Raw genomic sequence first — 15757 nt, 5'->3', positions numbered from 1 at the left:
AACCCGGTATAAACCGGGCTTTTAAATAAGCGTCTATCAATTACTTGATTTTAGCTTCTTTGTACATAACATGCTGACGAATGCGAGGATCAAACTTTTTGATCTCCATTTTTTCAGGCATAGTTTTTTTGTTCTTGTCTGTAGTGTAAAAATGGCCAGTGCCAGCACTAGAAACTAAACGAATTTTATCGCGCATTGCAATTCCTTAAACTTTTTCGCCACGGGCACGGATATCAGTTAAAACTGCATCAATACCTTTTTTATCGATAATACGCATTCCTTTCGGAGTTAAACGTAATTTAACGAAACTATTTTCACTCTCAACCCAAAAACGGTGAGTTTGAAGGTTAGGTAAAAAACGACGACGAGTCGCGTTTCTTGCGTGCGAACGGTTGTTTCCAACCATTGGCTTTTTGCCTGTTACTTGGCAAACTTTAGACATAATGAGTACTCCAAAATTAATTTCAGGTCGTGCTGTATTTCCCCAAGACCGTCGCCTCGGGATCCTGAAAAAGGTGGCATATTATAGTGAAAGTGAAAAATGAATTCCAGTATTAATCACCTTAAAAGTGAATAGTTTTGAAAATAACTATAATTCAATAGCTTAACTGGTAAAATTAACATAAATGTAGCGTTTCATGCAGTATTATCATCCTAGTCGAATAATAATCCCGCATTTTTAGCCTATTTTAGAGTCTAATAATTTTCGTAATTTTTCTTTTTGATCTTTATTACACAATTCATCAATTAAAATGCGAATAATATGGGACTTGGCTAATTGTGTATCAATAGCCAATTCTTGTAGTTGCTCGATGGCCGCTTCACTCAAAGTGAATGTTGCAGGACGAAAACGACGCCCCACTTCACTGCCACTTTGTGTTTTTCGGGCAACGTGTTCCTTAGCGGCCAAAACAGCTTGCTGTAAGGTCAATTCATCGTGTTCCCGACTGACTATCTTTGGCTGACCTTGAGCATAATTTTCAGCGTCGGCAATAAATTCATCAACCGTGAACTGTTTCTTTTTCTTGGGACCGTCCTTGGATTTTTTTAAATCACTTAAACTCATGGGAATTGTCCGGTTTCATCGCTAATAGCTCTTCCGCTATTGCGATCATTTCTATCGCCGCTTTACTATCAGGTTCAATTTCCAGCACTGATGAACCCATTTCTTCACTGTCATCATAAATATTACGACTGTAAGTTACGGCATTTAAAACATTGATGCCGAATGAGCTACACACTTCTTTAGCTTCTAAAATGCGACCTGCTTGATTAGGTAACGAAGGACATTGGGTAATAACAAATGACGCTAACATTTTAGGATTGACCATTTTACAGGTGCTAAGCATGTCTTCCATATGCGGCACTGTCTTTAAGTCACGACGCTTTGGTCTTAATGGAATAATCACATGATCTGCCACTGACATCGCTGCCCTTAACGCTAAATTATCTTGGCCACCACAATCAACAACGACATAATCGTAATGTTGATTAAGACTTAATAAATCGTTGCGAATTTTACCATACAGCTGAATGCAATTGATCGCAGGTAGTGACGGATCAGAATTTCTTGCTTGTATCCAATCAGACGTAGTGCGCTGCGGATCACAATCAACCATCAATACAATAGCTTTTTTCTCGCGGGCAAAATACACAGCTAAGTTCTGTGCTAGACAGCTTTTACCGCTACCGCCTTTTTCCCCGCCTACTAAAATCATCATTTTGGTAATTCCTTGTTTACTACTTAAAATACAACAACCACTTTATTATAGTTCAATAATTAAGGGCTAGCTTAAGCAAGATCTGTCAGCTGCATCGCAACTTCAAACCAGCCATTGTCTTGTTTGATACAACGGATAACTTTGCCATACAGTTTTTGGCTATTCGGATTCGCTGCTTTAAATATAATCATTACTTGGGTATTGGCCGCTATTTCGCAATCACAATCTACCTTCAAGCCACCGCGAGAAAAATCTAAGCATACTATTTTTTTACTTTTTTCATCGCCATTGTCGTCAGTCCAAACAATATCAATTAATTCTTTTTCCATATCTAGACGGAAAGATCGCCGACGTTCGTTTTCTTCGCTATCTTGTATTTTGTCAATATCGCTCATAGTGACTCCTTATTTACAACACTTAACTAATTCATTGTTCAATCATTCGACCATGTTCAGCATACGAATAACAATGGCAACCCGCAACTATTATATGATCAAGTACTTTTATATCAATTAAAGCAAGAGCTTGCTCTAATCTACTGGTGATCTGATTGTCTGCCATGCTGGGTTCTGCGATACCCGAAGGGTGATTATGCGCCAGAATAACCGCTCCCGCTTGATACTTTATTGCCGCCTCTACAACAATTCGCGGGTAAACTGCCGCCGCATTAATAGTGCCCTGAAAGAGTCGTTCAAACTTTATGACTTGATGCTGGGTATTCAAAAATAGTACCGCAAATATCTCTCGCGTTTCATGACGCAACTCAGATTTTAAGAAGTTTTGCGTACTGAGTGACGACGTTAACGACTGACCCATATTCATTTGTTCGGCCAAATAACGGGTCGACATTTCTAAACATGCTTGTAATTGCACGTACTTTGCAACCCCTAAACCATGGTGCTGACAAAAGTCATTCAATTCGGCTTGATATATTTGCGAAATACTGCCAAAAGTTTTCAATAAATTTCTCGCTAGGTCTACTACATGACAGCCTTTTACGCCGGTTCGCAAAAATATCGCCAGTAATTCAGCATCACTTAAGCTTTTAGCACCATGGTGTAATAACTTCTCTCTGGGTTTTTCGCCGTCTGGCCAGTCTTTTAACATAAGTGCATCCTTGCAAAGTGATTTTAAAAAAAGCGCGAATAATGCTATCTTATCGCTCATTGTGGTTATTAAGATTAGCAGTTTATGCAGATTCTTCAGGGTAAAAAAATTCTATTGGGCATAAGTGGCGGTATTGCTGCTTATAAAACGCCTGAGTTAGTGCGCCGATTAAAAGAAAAAGGTGCTGATGTGCGTGTTGTAATGACCGAGGGCGCTAAAGCTTTTATCACGCCATTAACGTTACAAGCAGTTTCTGCGAATGCAGTTTCTGACAGCTTATTAGATACCCAAGCAGAATTAGCGATGGGCCATATTGAGTTGGCGAAATGGGCTGATTTTATTTTAATTGCACCAGCAACCGCTGATGTTATTGCCAAAATTGCGGCAGGTATGGCTAATGACTTATTAACCACACTTTGTTTAGCGACAGCAGCGCCGATTGCCGTTGCACCGGCGATGAACCAACAAATGTGGCATAACCAAGCAACGCAAAACAATATTAAAACCTTAACAACGTGGCAATACAGCATATTTGGGCCTGGTGCGGGTGAACAAGCTTGTGGCGATATTGGCTTAGGTCGAATGGTAGACGTGCCTGAGTTAGTCGCCTTAACTTGCCAATCCATAGAAAATATTAATGTGAGTCGCATTAAGCCAGCTGAGCCAAAGCCTTTAAGCGGGCAAAAATGGTTAATTACCGCAGGGCCAACACGCGAAGCTATCGACCCTGTGCGTTATATTTCCAATCATAGTTCAGGGAAAATGGGCTTTGCTATAGCCAGTGCGGCGCAAAGTCTAGGCGCAGAAGTGACAATAATTTCTGGCCCCGTGAACTTAACCACACCGAATAATTGTCAAAAAATAGCGGTTACAAGTGCAGTAGAAATGCATCAACAAGCTTTAGCACATGCTCCTAATTCTGATGTTTTTGTCGCCTGTGCTGCGGTAGCTGACTATCGTATTGATAATATCGCCAGTGAAAAAATAAAAAAATCACAAGACACTATGCAGCTTAATCTTATCAAGAACCCAGATATAGTGGCTGATGTTGCGGCGCTTGCAAACAAACCCTTTACCGTTGGGTTTGCTGCTGAAACGCAAGATGTAGAACATTATGCAAAGGGAAAATTAGCGCGTAAGAAACTCGATATGATCGCGGCAAACAACGTTGCAGAAGCAGGCCAAGGCTTTAATAGTGACGATAACGCTTTAACCGTTTTTACGGCCTACGATGAAAAGGTTTTGCCTTTGATGAGTAAAAGTGAACTTGCCAAACAATTAGTGCAACATATTCATGACACATTACAAAGTGCGCGATTAAAAAAATAATTTAGGAACGGCTGATTTCATTGTTGAACATCAGCTAAGTAACGCTATACAATCACGATAATCTTTTAGTCGCCAAAACAATTGGAATAATTCATTCCTCCAATTGTTTTGACTGCTGAAAATATAATAAAAATAGAGAATCAGTTTTATGCCGGCGACTCAAAAACCAAATCGCAAACAACAAATTTTAGAATGTCTTGCGCATATGCTAGAAACCAGTGCAGGACAAAGGATCACAACAGCAAAGCTTGCCGCTGAAGTAGGCGTTTCCGAAGCGGCACTTTATCGTCACTTTCCGTCAAAAGCACGGATGTTTGAAGGTTTAATAGAATTTATTGAAGAATCAATTTTTTCTCGTGTAAATCTCATATTAAGCGATCACAAAGAAGCGCTTATTCGTTGCCATCATATTTTGCATGTACTACTCATTTTTGCTGAACGCAATCCTGGTATGTGCCGAATTCTTGCCGGTGATGCTTTAATGGGTGAAAACGAACGTTTACGTGCACGGGTTAATCAATTTTTTGAGAAACTTGAATCACAATTCAAACAAGTTTTACGTGAACGAAAGCTCCGAGAAGGCAAAGGTTTTACTATTTCAGAATTGGCTTTAGCTAATATTTTAATGGCCTACGCTGAAGGTAAAATTAATCAATATGTTCGCTCTGACTTCACTAAGAAACCTAGCAGCGATTTTAATGAGCAATGGCAATTTTTAATGGCCGATAAATAAAGTCACCACGATATAAACCTCTTAGATTTACTTCAGGCTAAAATATAAAGGATCTGCATTGAGCACCTTAGCACAACTACAACCGCAAAAGTTATGGCACATATTTGATAAAATTTGTAGCATTCCACACCCTTCAAAACACGAACAAGAAATATCACTTTGGATACAGTCTGGGGCAACAGAACTGGGGCTAAGTGTTAAAGAAGATGCCGTTGGCAATTTAATTATTAAAAAACCAGCCACTGCCGGCATGGAAAACAGAAAGGGCGTAATACTACAGGCTCATATGGATATGGTACCGCAGAAAAATGCCAATACTGAGCATGACTTTCTTACCGACCCTATCAAACCATATATTATTACCGAAGCTGATGGCGACTGGGTAACGGCTAAAGGCACTACTTTAGGTGCAGATAACGGCATTGGTTTATCTTCTGCGCTAGCGGTATTAGCCAGTAATGATATTGCTCATGGTCCGCTAGAAGTACTGGTTACCATTGACGAAGAAGCTGGCATGACCGGCGCTTTTGGCCTCGAAGCTGGTTGGTTAGAAGGCGATTTACTGATCAATACTGACTCCGAGCAGGAAGGCGAAGTCTACATGGGTTGCGCTGGTGGTATTGATGGTGAAGCGACTTTTGCAATTACCAATGAAGAAGTTAATGATGATGTTGAGTCATTTAACTTATCAATTTCAGGCCTAAAAGGCGGTCACTCTGGTGTAGATATTCATACCGGTCGCGCCAATGCTAATAAATTACTGGTGCGCTTTTTACTCGACGCCAGCAACGAGTTAGGCTTACGTTTAACAGAATTAAATGGCGGCAGTTTACGCAATGCTATACCGCGTGAAGCTGATGCGAGCTTTGTGATCAGTCGCTCAAAGGTTGTCGCTTTAAAAGCCAAACTAGCTGAATATTTAGCGACCGTGCGTCACGCTTTAGCTGCTATCGAAACCGATATCGATATGCTTTTGATTTCGCCTGAAACTTTTGATGAATGCTGGACACTAGACACCCAAAACATCATTTTACGTGCGCTTAACGCCTGTCCTAACGGCGTTTTACGCATGAGTGATGATATTGAAGGCATAGTTGAAACCTCATTAAACTTAGGTGTTATGCGCAGTAAGGGCAATAAGTTTGTCGCTATGACCCTGATTCGTAGCTTGCATGACGATGGGCGCTTAGATGCGCAAACTATGGTGCAATCTGTGTTTGAACTCGCTGGCGCGCATATTAAATTTTCTGGTGCTTATCCGGGCTGGAAACCTGATACTAGCTCAGCTTTAATGCAAACAGTGCGTGACACTTATCAGGCATTATTTGATAAAGTGCCTGAAATCATGGTTATTCATGCGGGTCTTGAATGTGGTTTATTCAAAACCGCTTATCCAGATTGGGATATGGTGTCATTTGGACCAACCATCAAGTTTCCACACTCACCTGATGAAAAGGTGCAAATAGCTACCGTTGAGCAATATTGGCAGTTATTACTCGCTGTATTAGCTAATATTCCAGAAAAGTCTTAAATAATAGCTAGCGTGATATATCGATGTCACGCTAATACAGCAATATTATTTTGGCTGAAATAGGCTATGATTAATATCAGTTTAAACATTTTTTAAAAGTAAACGGGTATTATACCAACCGGATTAATTAAGCGATCTACTTTTCATGTGGAAAAATGAGCAGCTAATTAATCAACTTAGTATTATTCTTATTAGGCTAAAGTCTAATAAGAATCTAACGCTGAACGCACTAGACTAGCATGGGATTTTTTGGGTCTAAAGTAGACTTGGGTATTTTAAGGAAACAATAACATGATTCAGCCAGAAAAAATTATAATAGCTGACGATCACCCATTATTTAGACAAGCATTATTGGGTACATTAAAGTTAAAATTAACCCAAACACAATGGTTAGAAGCACAAACTATCGCTGAGCTAGAACAACACCTTAGAGATACTCCCGACAGCGACCTACTATTGCTCGATTTACATATCCCTGGTGCTCATGGCTTTAATACCCTAATACATGTGCGTAATCATTTTCCTCAAATACCGGTTGTAGTGGTATCGGCTCATGAAGATCACGAAACTATTCATAAATCGATGGGCTACGGCGCTTCAGGCTTTATTCCCAAATCTACGCCCGTTGAAGATATTTATAATGCTATTCAACAAGTATTGTTAGGTAATATTTGGACGCCAGCAGCTTATAATGAATCGGCGCCTATGCAAGACAATAACGACATTGCTGAGCGCGTTGCGAGCTTAACGCAACAGCAATATCGAATTTTAATGATGTTTGCTCAAGGTATGCTAAATAAGCAAATTGCTTATGATTTACATGTATCAGAAGCAACGATTAAAGCACATGCCACCGCTATATTTCGTAAGTTAGATGTGCGCAACCGTACACAAGCGGTTATCGTTATTGGTCAGCTTGATCTTAGCGATATGCAATTACAAGACAGTTAATACTCGTTTTCATCCAATAATTCGGCAACAAATAATTCGTCAACAAACAATTTGGCAAAAACAGTGTTACTTAATTCATTGTTATTGCAAATATTTGGCTTGCAGCTTCTTCGTCAACATGGCACTCATCATCGCTCGAAGCGCGGCAGGTTTAATTAATTTTCGCATAAAGCCGATATCGGCTGCTAAGGTTTTTTCTTCTAAATCGCTGTCCGTTGTGGCGGTAATTAGAATTGCAGGCACATGGTGTCGACTTAACTTTCTTAGTTTCTTAGTTAACGTAATGCCGTTAAAATTGGCATCAAGTTGATAATCAACCAACAATATTTCAATATCATTCTTATGCATGTCATAAACTGAAAGTGCTTGTTGGTAAGAATCAGCGGCCAATACGTTACAACCCCATGCTGATAACAGTTCAACCATACCACTCAACACATCTGGGTCGTTATCAATGCACATCACTGTCACATCGCTTAACCCTATATTAACGGCAGATTTTACCGCAAGCACTTCTTGCTGAGCCTGAGTTCTTTCTACTTCAACAGAAAACTTACAACCCTTACCTAGTATCGAGTTAAGCGCTAAAGGGTGACCTAACAGTTGAGCTAAGCTTTGGGTAATATTCAAGCCTAAACCTAGTCCACCCGCAGATGAACTTCGTTGATTATCTAATTGAATAAATTGTTCAAAGACCATAACTTGCTTATCCGCGGGGATGCCAGGACCATTATCCAGCACTTGAATATCAATAGTATCGCCTTTCACGCGCGTGCCTAATAACACCTTGCCTGGACTGGCATAACGAAAAGCATTACCGATTAAGTTTTGTAATATGCGGCGCAGTAAATTTCGGTCTGAGCGCAGCCACTTAGAATTACAATGCACACGAAATTCAATTTCAAGGTCTACAGCACTGGCAGAAAATTCTTTGGCAAGATCATCAAATAAAGACTGCACTGAAAAATTGCTTATATTCGGCCTAATATTGCCACTTTCTATACGGGCAATTTCGGCTAAATCAGCGACTAGATCATTAGCAACTTTTAAAGAGTGATCGATATTATCGACTTGTCGTTGTTGGGTGGCCGTTAAATTACCTTGGCTGGATAAAGCCGAAGTAAATAAACGTGCGGCTTCTAAAGGTTGCATTAAGTCATGGCTACACGCTTTTAAATATAAACTTTTTTTGACATGAGCTTGCTCAGCTTTTTCACGTGCTAAAGCCAAAGCGTCATTGGTTTGTTCGAGTTTTTTTGTCCGCTCAAGTACTCGAGTTTCCAAATCAACATTCGCTTCTTTCAAACCTCTTTCAGCTTGTCGGAAAGCGGTTATGTCTGAAAACAACATAACAAACCCACCACCAGGCAGCGGGTTACCTTCAATACGTATCACTCGACCATCACTATGCTCTCGCTCAGAGCTATGCGGGCTGCCATTACGTAAATGCGCTAGGCGTTTACTCACTTGCTCTTCAATCTTGCCAACACCACATAAACCACGTACCACGTTAAAGCGAATTAAATCGCTAACCGGGCTACCTTGGAAGATTAACTCGCTTGGATAAGAGAATAAATCAACATACTTTATGTTCCAGGCAACAAGGTTTAAATCGCTATCTACGATGGAAATACCTTCACTGGCATTTTCTATCGCGCTTTGTAATAAATCTTGGCTATATTGCTGGCGTTGGCTTGAAGCTTCCTCCACCAGTACGGCAATTTCGTCTAAAGCAATATCTCGCCCTTCTAATGCCGATGATAAAACTAAGCGGGCTGACGATGCCCCCATCACACTCGCTAAGGTATTTTCTGTGTGTTGCAATAACTTCTGGTTATACGCAACATTACTCATTTGAGCCTTGTCTGTTGAGCGCTGAAATTGTTTAAAGCTAGTGATGGTTTTTTTCTCACCAACAAATCGCGAAACTAATAATTCAAGTTCTTGATAATTAATTTGTTTATTGCGCTGTAGTTGTAAAGCTTTTGGTGCTTGATATTCCATAAATAATGACGCTTGCATGCGCTCTTGCACACTTTGACGACTTACGTGGGAAAGCAGCCACATCGCGATAATATTAGCCGATAAAGACAGTAAGCTTGCCATTGAATTAGCGGGTAGGAACCCTCCTTCAAACGGATGAGGATAAACACCGAACTGTGGAATAAAGTTCAGAAACAGCCAGGCAGAAAAACCGATAACAATGCCACCATAAACGGCCGTTAAAGTTGCTCTTCGCCAATAAAATGCGGCGATTAATGCTGGGGTTAATTGAGCAAAAGCACCAAAGGCTATTTCACCTAAAGAGCTTAATGTATCTGGCGACGCCATTAAAAACACGCCATAACCTAATAAAATAACGAATAAAACTAATACTTTACGAATAGTTAACAAGCGTAAACGAAACTTGTCATAATCAGTGTCATGATTTTTATTAGCCCGATATAACCAAGGAAAAACAATTTCATTACTGAGCATAGTGCTCAAGGCAATAGAAGAAATAATCACCATAGAGCTAGCAGCAGATATTGCGCCCAAAAAGGTAAATAAGGTTAGCCAAGGCTGTTGTTGATACCAAGGTAAAAATAATACATAAGCATCCGATGGCACTGTATCGCCGAGTAATAAATCTCCCGCTAAGCCTAGTGGTACAGCAAAAACTGCAAATACTAATAAATAAAGTGGGAAAATACGGCGACTAAGCCAAGTATCTTTTTCATCTTTTAGTTCAACGACCATGACTTGAAATTGTCGTGGTAAAGATAAAAATGCCGCCATTGTTATCACTAGCATGGCAAACATTGACATAACATTAGGAAAGTTAAGTTGTTGATCAAGTTGCAGGCTTGCAGATGAACGTCGCCAAATTTCCATCGGCGAATCGAACAAGACATAGGTAACAAAAATACCCACAGCGATAAACGCAAATAGCTTAACTAGCGATTCAAAAGCAATAGCTAGCATAACCCCTGGATGACGCTCAGTAACATCGATATTACGGACACCAAACACAATGGTAAAGCCTGCTAATACCAAACTAACCACAAGGCCAAAATGCCAATTGGCTAAGCTTTGCTCTGCTTGTAACTGTTGGAAGGTATAAACAATGGCTTTTAATTGCAGGGCGATATAAGGCATGGTGCCAATGAGTGCCACTATGGTGACTAAAATGGCTAAATTGTGTGATTTACCAAAACGTGCGGCTAATAAATCGGCGATTGATGTCAGGTTTAATTTTAAACTAACCCGAATAATGCGCTGAATAAATGGCCACGCAAATATGAACAGTAATATAGGTCCTAGATAAATAGGGATATGAGAAATGAAATTAGTTGATGCTTGTCCCGGCGTACCTAAGAAACTCCAAGACGTGCAATAAACTCCTAGGGTGAGTGCATAAATTACCGCTTGGCTTTTGCGCAATAATTTATGTCGATATTTGTCTCCAACATAGGCAATAAAAAACAGCAAACCTATATAAGCAAAACTTAAGCCTGCTAATTGCCAATTTGGAAACATCTAATTTCTCTATAACTTTATTAATTAAATGATTATATGCATTTATTCACACATGTCATCAATTGTCTTTTATCTCATCAAAAAGCCATATTACTTGACCGTTTGACTATGAAATTCAGCAATATATTGCCCACCTTTAATGTGCGCAATTACCCGTAACTTTTGCTTATCGCCTTTATTGCTGATGTTATTACGTAAGGGTGTTGGGCTTTTCCAATAATAAGGGCTGTCAATCATGCCCATAGGATAAGCACTGGCTTGATTGTTACTATCAACTAAAAAAAATGTTGCGCTATCAAGCGGAAAAGTAGAGTTTAATGTTGTAGTGCCTGCTTCATCATAAATATTGACTTCAAATTTACCTGATTTCAAAATACATTTTTGATTAATAACATCACAATGGCCAAAGGGCACCATATTAAACACTCTTTCTTGATCGGCTTTATTTTCAAGGTAAAAATCTGACGCTATGTAGCCACCTAGAATAAGAAACGGTGCCACCATTAAAGCTACTTTTGTATGACGGTTCATGATCATCCTCTTTAGTATTCAAATGTAAACGTTATTCTACAACACTGCATTGGTGCAGTTACTACAAAGTTTATTCGTTTTAAAATCTGTGCTTAATGAGAAAAACTAAAGGCTCCAAAGTGGAGCCTTTATGCAATAGGTATAAAATACCTTCACTACCTACTTAATGGTCATGTGCAGCCGAAACACCACCATGTGGCGTACGGAAGTTTTCAACCAATTGTTGGATATGAGCAGGCGCTGGACCTGTAAATCTTAATACCGTAAATGCTACGGCAAAGTTAACAAATGCGCCAACTGAACCAAAGGCATTTGGTGAAATACCGAAGAACCAGTTTGGACCCATATCACCTAAGAAAGACGTACCAGGGATAAACATAAGGCCTTTGTGTTGGAACACGTAAAGCATAGTTACACCGATACCTGAACACATACCCCAAACTGCTGCAGTGCCACTCATTTTCTTAGCGAATATACCCATCATTAACGCTGGGAAGATCGAAGATGCTGCTAAACCAAAGGCTAGCGCCACCGTTCCTGCGGCAAAGCCAGGCGGATTTAAACCAAGCCAACCAGCCACCAGAACCGATATTGTCATCACAACACGACCTGCTAACAACTCATTCTTCTCAGTTAAGTCCGGCGTTAAAATACCTTTCATTAAATCATGAGAAATAGAGGATGAAATAGCTAACAGTAAGCCAGCAGCAGTCGATAGCGCGGCAGCTAAACCACCCGCGGCAACTAAAGCAATTACCCAGTTTGGTAAGTTAGCGATTGCAGGGTTAGCCAATACCATAATGTCACGGTCAACTTTAATCATTTCATTGGTTGCTGCATCTGCATTGTACTGTACTTTACCGTCACCGTTTTTATCTTCAAATTGTAATAAACCGGTTTTTTCCCAGTCTTTGAACCACTGAGGACGCTCAGCATATTCCATATTTTGACCGGCTGCTGGTTCAATAGTATTCATTAAGTTTAAACGAGCCATAGCGCCAACTGCTGGAGCAACTGTGTATAACAACGCGATAAATACTAATGCATAACCTGCTGATTGACGTGCTGCTTTAACTGAAGGAACCGTGAAGAAGCGCATAATAACGTGAGGTAAGCCAGCAGTACCAATCATCAATGATAAAGTATAAGCGAACATGTTTACTGTGCCGCCCATGTTATCTGTGGTGTATTCTTTAAAACCAAGGTCAGTTACAACCATATCTAGCTTATCAAGTAAGTAAACACCGCTACCATCAGCTAATGTAGAACCTAAGCCTAATTGTGGAATTGGGTTACCAGTTAATTGTAGCGAGATAAACACAGCAGGAATGGTATAAGCGAATATTAATACACAGTACTGCGCGATTTGCGTGTATGTAATACCTTTCATGCCACCTAGTACAGCATAAACCCAAACAACGAACATACCGATGTAAAGGCCTAAGTCATAATCAACTTCTAAGAAGCGAGAGAAAGCAACACCCACACCCTTCATTTGACCAATGATATAAGTTAATGAGGCGATAATTAAACAAACGACTGCCACGATACGCGCAGTTTTTGAATAATAACGGTCATAAATAAATTCAGGTACAGTAAATTTACCGTGCTTACGCATGTAAGGTGCAAGTAGCATGGCTAATAATACATAACCACCGGTCCAACCCATTAGGAATACAGAGCCCCCGTAACCTAAGAATGAGATCATACCTGCCATTGAAATAAATGACGCAGCACTCATCCAATCGGCACCAATCGCCATACCATTTTGCATGGGTGTAACACCACCACCAGCAACATAAAAGTCACTAGTTGAACCCGCACGAGCCCACCAAGCGATACCAAAATAAACGGCGAAAGAACCGAATACAGCTATATATGTATAGAGTTTAAGCTCTTCCATTATGATTCCTCCACGTTATATTTTTTATCAAGGTCGTTCATTTTCTTGGTATACCAAAAAACTAAACCGACAAATGTGTAAATTGAGCCCTGTTGTGCAAACCAGAAACCTAGTTTATAGCCGCCTAATCGAATTTCATTTAATGGCTCGACAAGAAGCAAACCAAATCCAAATGAAACCACGAACCAGATAGCAAGACTTATAAATATTAGGCGCAGATTCTCTGACCAATATGTTGCATTACCTTCCATCATTCTCTCCTAGCAATTATTCCTATTAAACCTAATTAGCTTAATAAGCACAGCGTTTTATGATTTTTATACGCTATATACCAAATAGATTATTCTTCCAATTGGTATCACCTGTTGTTTAAGAGAGGTTGACTATTAATTCGACCAGTTGACAAAGCCAACGTTGGATAAATGAATACTTAACCTACTCTAGGCTACACACTAGCAATATTATTTCGGCGCTCATATTAAACTTTAGTCTAGAACACAGGTGAAACAGTTGACTTAAGTAGCACAAATCCCCTAAATATAGTGAATGTACTTACTTGAGATATTGTTATGGACTCAGCATTAAGCGAAATCAGCGAATTTATTCAAGCGATTCCACCTATGGACTTACTGCCGAGTGAAATCATCGAACAAGTAGTTAAAGAAGTTAGCATAAGTTACGTGCGTCGTGGTCAATCGCTTCAACCGCAAGGGGTCACAGAAGAAAATATCTATATCTTGCGCAAGGGGGCGCTAAGTTACTTTAGCAAAGACGATAAGTTATTGGCTAAATACGGTGAAGGAGATATCTGCACAGTTTTTTGCTTTAGTAATGATGAACATATCAGCAACAACGTCATCTCCGATGAAGATACTTTACTCTATAGCATCAATTACAAAAGCTTTCAGCAATTAGTCAAAGCATACCCTGATGTCATTGCATTTTTTCAGCAAACTTCTGAGCAAAGGCTCAATAAGAAAATGCTGAAAGTGAATGAAGACGCTATTCTTAATTCTTCATTACTCAATAGCTCAATTGCAAATTTTTATCACAGCCCTGCTGTCACCATAGGTCCTAACACCACCATTCAACAAGCTGCAATATTGATGACCGACAAGGGATTTTCGTGTTTAGTGATTGTAGAAAAGGACAAATTATTAGGCATAGTAACCGATAAAGATATTCGCCGTCGCTGTGTCGCGCAAGGTTTAGGTATTGACCAGCCCGTTAGTACCATCATGACCGATGACATGACAACCATTGACATTAAAAGTACCGCTTATGACGCCTTAATGATGATGACACAAAGGCATATTCATCATTTGCCTGTTACCGCCAATAATCAACTAAAGGGCATGGTCACCGTTACTGACTTAATGAACAATGAAGGTCAGAATGCCGTAAATATTGCCAGTGTTATTCATAAGGCAAAGTCAGTCAGCGAATTAACCGAAATTAGTAGCATGATACCTAAATTGCAAATACGTATGGCAAAATTGGGCACTACCGCGGATCATGTTGGTAAAAGCATTAGTGCGATTACCATGGCATTCACCATTCGATTAATTGAAATGGCAGAAAAATTATTAGGCCCGCCACCTGTACCTTACGCATGGTTAGCCGCCGGTTCGCAAGCCCGGCAAGAGCAGTTTGCCCACTCAGATCAAGACAATGCCCTGATCATCTCTAACGACATGCAACCTCAACACAATTACTGGTTTAAAGACCTTGCCACTTTTGTTTCTGATGGCTTAGCCGCATGTGGTTTTATTTACTGTCCTGGGAATGTCATGGCCACTAACCCTAAATGGTGCCAAACACAAAAACAATGGTCACAATATTTTGCCCAATGGATTAACACCCCTGAACCAAAAGCATTAATGCACTGCAGCATTTTTTTCGACTTAACCACGGTTTATGGCGATAGTCGCTTACTGGAACAAGTGCGAGTAAAAATGTTAAAAACCACGCAACGTAGCACGTTATTCATCGCACACCTATCACGCAATGCTTTAAATTTAAGGCCACCATTGGGGTTTTTCCGTGATTTTGTTTTAATCCAAAATGGTGAAAATAAAGCCACGCTAGATTTAAAGCATAACGGTATTGCCCCCATCGTTGATCTCGCCCGTATTTATGCATTGTCTGAGGGAATTTCATCCGTTAATACTATAGAACGTCTTAAGCAAGCAGCAGGAAGCCCTTCATTAACAAAATCATCGGCAGCAAACCTCATTGACGCCTATGAATTTTTAAGCATGCTACGTATGATGCATCAAGCGAAAAAAATGCAACTAGGGCAACAGCCCAATAACTACTTATCACCAAAAGATATTTCAAAACTCGAGCGTGAACACTTAAAAGATGCCTTTAAAGTGATAAAAACCATGCAAGACAGCCGTCAATCTACTTATTAGCGATAGCCATTTATC

General features: G+C 39.9%; 15 protein-coding genes. 5 read left to right on the top strand and 10 right to left on the bottom strand.

Annotated features, from left to right (window positions below; all coding sequences use genetic code 11):
• Nucleotides 1–40: 40 nt before the first annotated feature.
• The 6 genes from rpmG to radC form a co-directional block, all read right to left on the bottom strand.
• Nucleotides 41–196 (bottom strand): 50S ribosomal protein L33, encoded by a 156-nt coding sequence (rpmG, locus tag A3Q33_RS09285; RefSeq protein WP_070375415.1) that lies wholly within the window; start codon nucleotides 194–196, stop codon nucleotides 41–43.
• Nucleotides 197–205: 9 nt separating this feature from the next.
• Nucleotides 206–442 carry a 50S ribosomal protein L28 gene (gene rpmB / locus A3Q33_RS09280; RefSeq protein WP_077284236.1) on the bottom strand — a complete coding sequence of 79 codons (237 nt, stop codon included), beginning with the start codon at nucleotides 440–442 and terminating at the stop codon, nucleotides 206–208.
• Between the two features lie 237 nt (nucleotides 443–679).
• Nucleotides 680–1066, bottom strand: a complete 387-nt coding sequence (locus A3Q33_RS09275; RefSeq protein ID WP_081179707.1) for a hypothetical protein — start codon at nucleotides 1064–1066, stop codon at nucleotides 680–682.
• Nucleotides 1053–1721 carry an AAA family ATPase gene (locus A3Q33_RS09270; protein WP_081179706.1) on the bottom strand — a complete coding sequence of 223 codons (669 nt, stop codon included), beginning with the start codon at nucleotides 1719–1721 and terminating at the stop codon, nucleotides 1053–1055. Before A3Q33_RS09270 ends, A3Q33_RS09275 begins: the two co-directional genes overlap by 14 nt.
• Before the next feature lie 71 nt (nucleotides 1722–1792).
• Nucleotides 1793–2116 (bottom strand): PilZ domain-containing protein, encoded by a 324-nt coding sequence (locus A3Q33_RS09265; protein WP_081179705.1) that lies wholly within the window; start codon nucleotides 2114–2116, stop codon nucleotides 1793–1795.
• Between the two features lie 31 nt (nucleotides 2117–2147).
• Nucleotides 2148–2828, bottom strand: a complete 681-nt coding sequence (gene radC, locus A3Q33_RS09260; protein WP_196798075.1) for a RadC family protein — start codon at nucleotides 2826–2828, stop codon at nucleotides 2148–2150.
• An 84-nt stretch (nucleotides 2829–2912) separates the two neighbouring features.
• On the opposite strand from radC, the gene coaBC reads away from it, so the two are divergent.
• The 4 genes from coaBC (at nucleotide 2913) to A3Q33_RS09240 (ending at nucleotide 7372) form a co-directional block, all read left to right on the top strand.
• On the top strand, nucleotides 2913–4157 hold the full coding sequence (gene coaBC, locus A3Q33_RS09255) for a bifunctional phosphopantothenoylcysteine decarboxylase/phosphopantothenate--cysteine ligase CoaBC (protein ID WP_081179703.1): 1245 nt from the start codon (nucleotides 2913–2915) through the stop codon (nucleotides 4155–4157).
• 148 nt (nucleotides 4158–4305) lie between these two features.
• Nucleotides 4306–4890: a nucleoid occlusion factor SlmA gene (gene slmA / locus A3Q33_RS09250; RefSeq protein ID WP_081179702.1), complete on the top strand. Its 585-nt coding sequence runs from the start codon at nucleotides 4306–4308 to the stop codon at nucleotides 4888–4890.
• Nucleotides 4891–4948: 58 nt separating this feature from the next.
• Entirely contained in the window at nucleotides 4949–6421 is a 1473-nt protein-coding gene (locus A3Q33_RS09245; RefSeq protein WP_081179701.1) for an aminoacyl-histidine dipeptidase, read from the top strand.
• 291 nt (nucleotides 6422–6712) lie between these two features.
• The gene (locus A3Q33_RS09240; RefSeq protein WP_081179700.1) at nucleotides 6713–7372 is read left to right on the top strand and encodes a response regulator; all 660 of its coding nucleotides are present in this window, start codon (nucleotides 6713–6715) and stop codon (nucleotides 7370–7372) included.
• Between the two features lie 81 nt (nucleotides 7373–7453).
• On the opposite strand, the gene A3Q33_RS09235 is transcribed toward A3Q33_RS09240, so the two are convergent.
• The 4 genes from A3Q33_RS09235 to A3Q33_RS09220 form a co-directional block, all read right to left on the bottom strand.
• Nucleotides 7454–10891, bottom strand: a complete 3438-nt coding sequence (locus A3Q33_RS09235; protein ID WP_081179699.1) for a hybrid sensor histidine kinase/response regulator — start codon at nucleotides 10889–10891, stop codon at nucleotides 7454–7456.
• 90 nt (nucleotides 10892–10981) lie between these two features.
• Entirely contained in the window at nucleotides 10982–11422 is a 441-nt protein-coding gene (locus tag A3Q33_RS09230) for a hypothetical protein (RefSeq protein WP_081179698.1), read from the bottom strand.
• Nucleotides 11423–11585: 163 nt separating this feature from the next.
• The gene (locus A3Q33_RS09225; RefSeq protein WP_081179697.1) at nucleotides 11586–13325 is read right to left on the bottom strand and encodes a sodium:solute symporter family protein; all 1740 of its coding nucleotides are present in this window, start codon (nucleotides 13323–13325) and stop codon (nucleotides 11586–11588) included.
• Nucleotides 13325–13576: a DUF4212 domain-containing protein gene (locus A3Q33_RS09220; protein ID WP_081179696.1), complete on the bottom strand. Its 252-nt coding sequence runs from the start codon at nucleotides 13574–13576 to the stop codon at nucleotides 13325–13327. Before A3Q33_RS09220 ends, A3Q33_RS09225 begins: the two co-directional genes overlap by 1 nt.
• A 318-nt stretch (nucleotides 13577–13894) precedes the next feature.
• Between A3Q33_RS09220 and A3Q33_RS09215 the strand changes: the two genes are divergently transcribed.
• A complete protein-coding gene (locus tag A3Q33_RS09215; RefSeq protein ID WP_081179695.1) occupies nucleotides 13895–15742 on the top strand; it encodes a putative nucleotidyltransferase substrate binding domain-containing protein in 1848 nt (615 codons plus the stop codon).
• Nucleotides 15743–15757: the final 15 nt, after the last annotated feature.

Origin of the sequence: Colwellia sp. PAMC 21821 (genome assembly GCF_002077175.1) — a bacterium.
Taxonomy (GTDB): Bacteria; Pseudomonadota; Gammaproteobacteria; order Enterobacterales; family Alteromonadaceae; genus Cognaticolwellia.
Note: the sequence above shows the minus strand (reverse complement) of the source record. Positions and strands in the feature narration are given on the sequence as shown.

Coding starts and splice junctions, on each gene's coding strand:
- rpmG (WP_070375415.1), bottom strand. CDS start 196: ATGCGCGATAAAATTCGTTTAGTTTCTAGTGCTGGCACTGGCCATTTT.
- rpmB (WP_077284236.1), bottom strand. CDS start 442: ATGTCTAAAGTTTGCCAAGTAACAGGCAAAAAGCCAATGGTTGGAAAC.
- A3Q33_RS09275 (WP_081179707.1), bottom strand. CDS start 1,066: ATGAGTTTAAGTGATTTAAAAAAATCCAAGGACGGTCCCAAGAAAAAG.
- A3Q33_RS09270 (WP_081179706.1), bottom strand. CDS start 1,721: ATGATGATTTTAGTAGGCGGGGAAAAAGGCGGTAGCGGTAAAAGCTGT.
- A3Q33_RS09265 (WP_081179705.1), bottom strand. CDS start 2,116: ATGAGCGATATTGACAAAATACAAGATAGCGAAGAAAACGAACGTCGG.
- radC (WP_196798075.1), bottom strand. CDS start 2,828: ATGTTAAAAGACTGGCCAGACGGCGAAAAACCCAGAGAGAAGTTATTA.
- coaBC (WP_081179703.1), top strand. CDS start 2,913: ATGCAGATTCTTCAGGGTAAAAAAATTCTATTGGGCATAAGTGGCGGT.
- slmA (WP_081179702.1), top strand. CDS start 4,306: ATGCCGGCGACTCAAAAACCAAATCGCAAACAACAAATTTTAGAATGT.
- A3Q33_RS09240 (WP_081179700.1), top strand. CDS start 6,713: ATGATTCAGCCAGAAAAAATTATAATAGCTGACGATCACCCATTATTT.
- A3Q33_RS09235 (WP_081179699.1), bottom strand. CDS start 10,891: ATGTTTCCAAATTGGCAATTAGCAGGCTTAAGTTTTGCTTATATAGGT.
- A3Q33_RS09230 (WP_081179698.1), bottom strand. CDS start 11,422: ATGAACCGTCATACAAAAGTAGCTTTAATGGTGGCACCGTTTCTTATT.
- A3Q33_RS09225 (WP_081179697.1), bottom strand. CDS start 13,325: ATGGAAGAGCTTAAACTCTATACATATATAGCTGTATTCGGTTCTTTC.
- A3Q33_RS09220 (WP_081179696.1), bottom strand. CDS start 13,576: ATGGAAGGTAATGCAACATATTGGTCAGAGAATCTGCGCCTAATATTT.
- A3Q33_RS09215 (WP_081179695.1), top strand. CDS start 13,895: ATGGACTCAGCATTAAGCGAAATCAGCGAATTTATTCAAGCGATTCCA.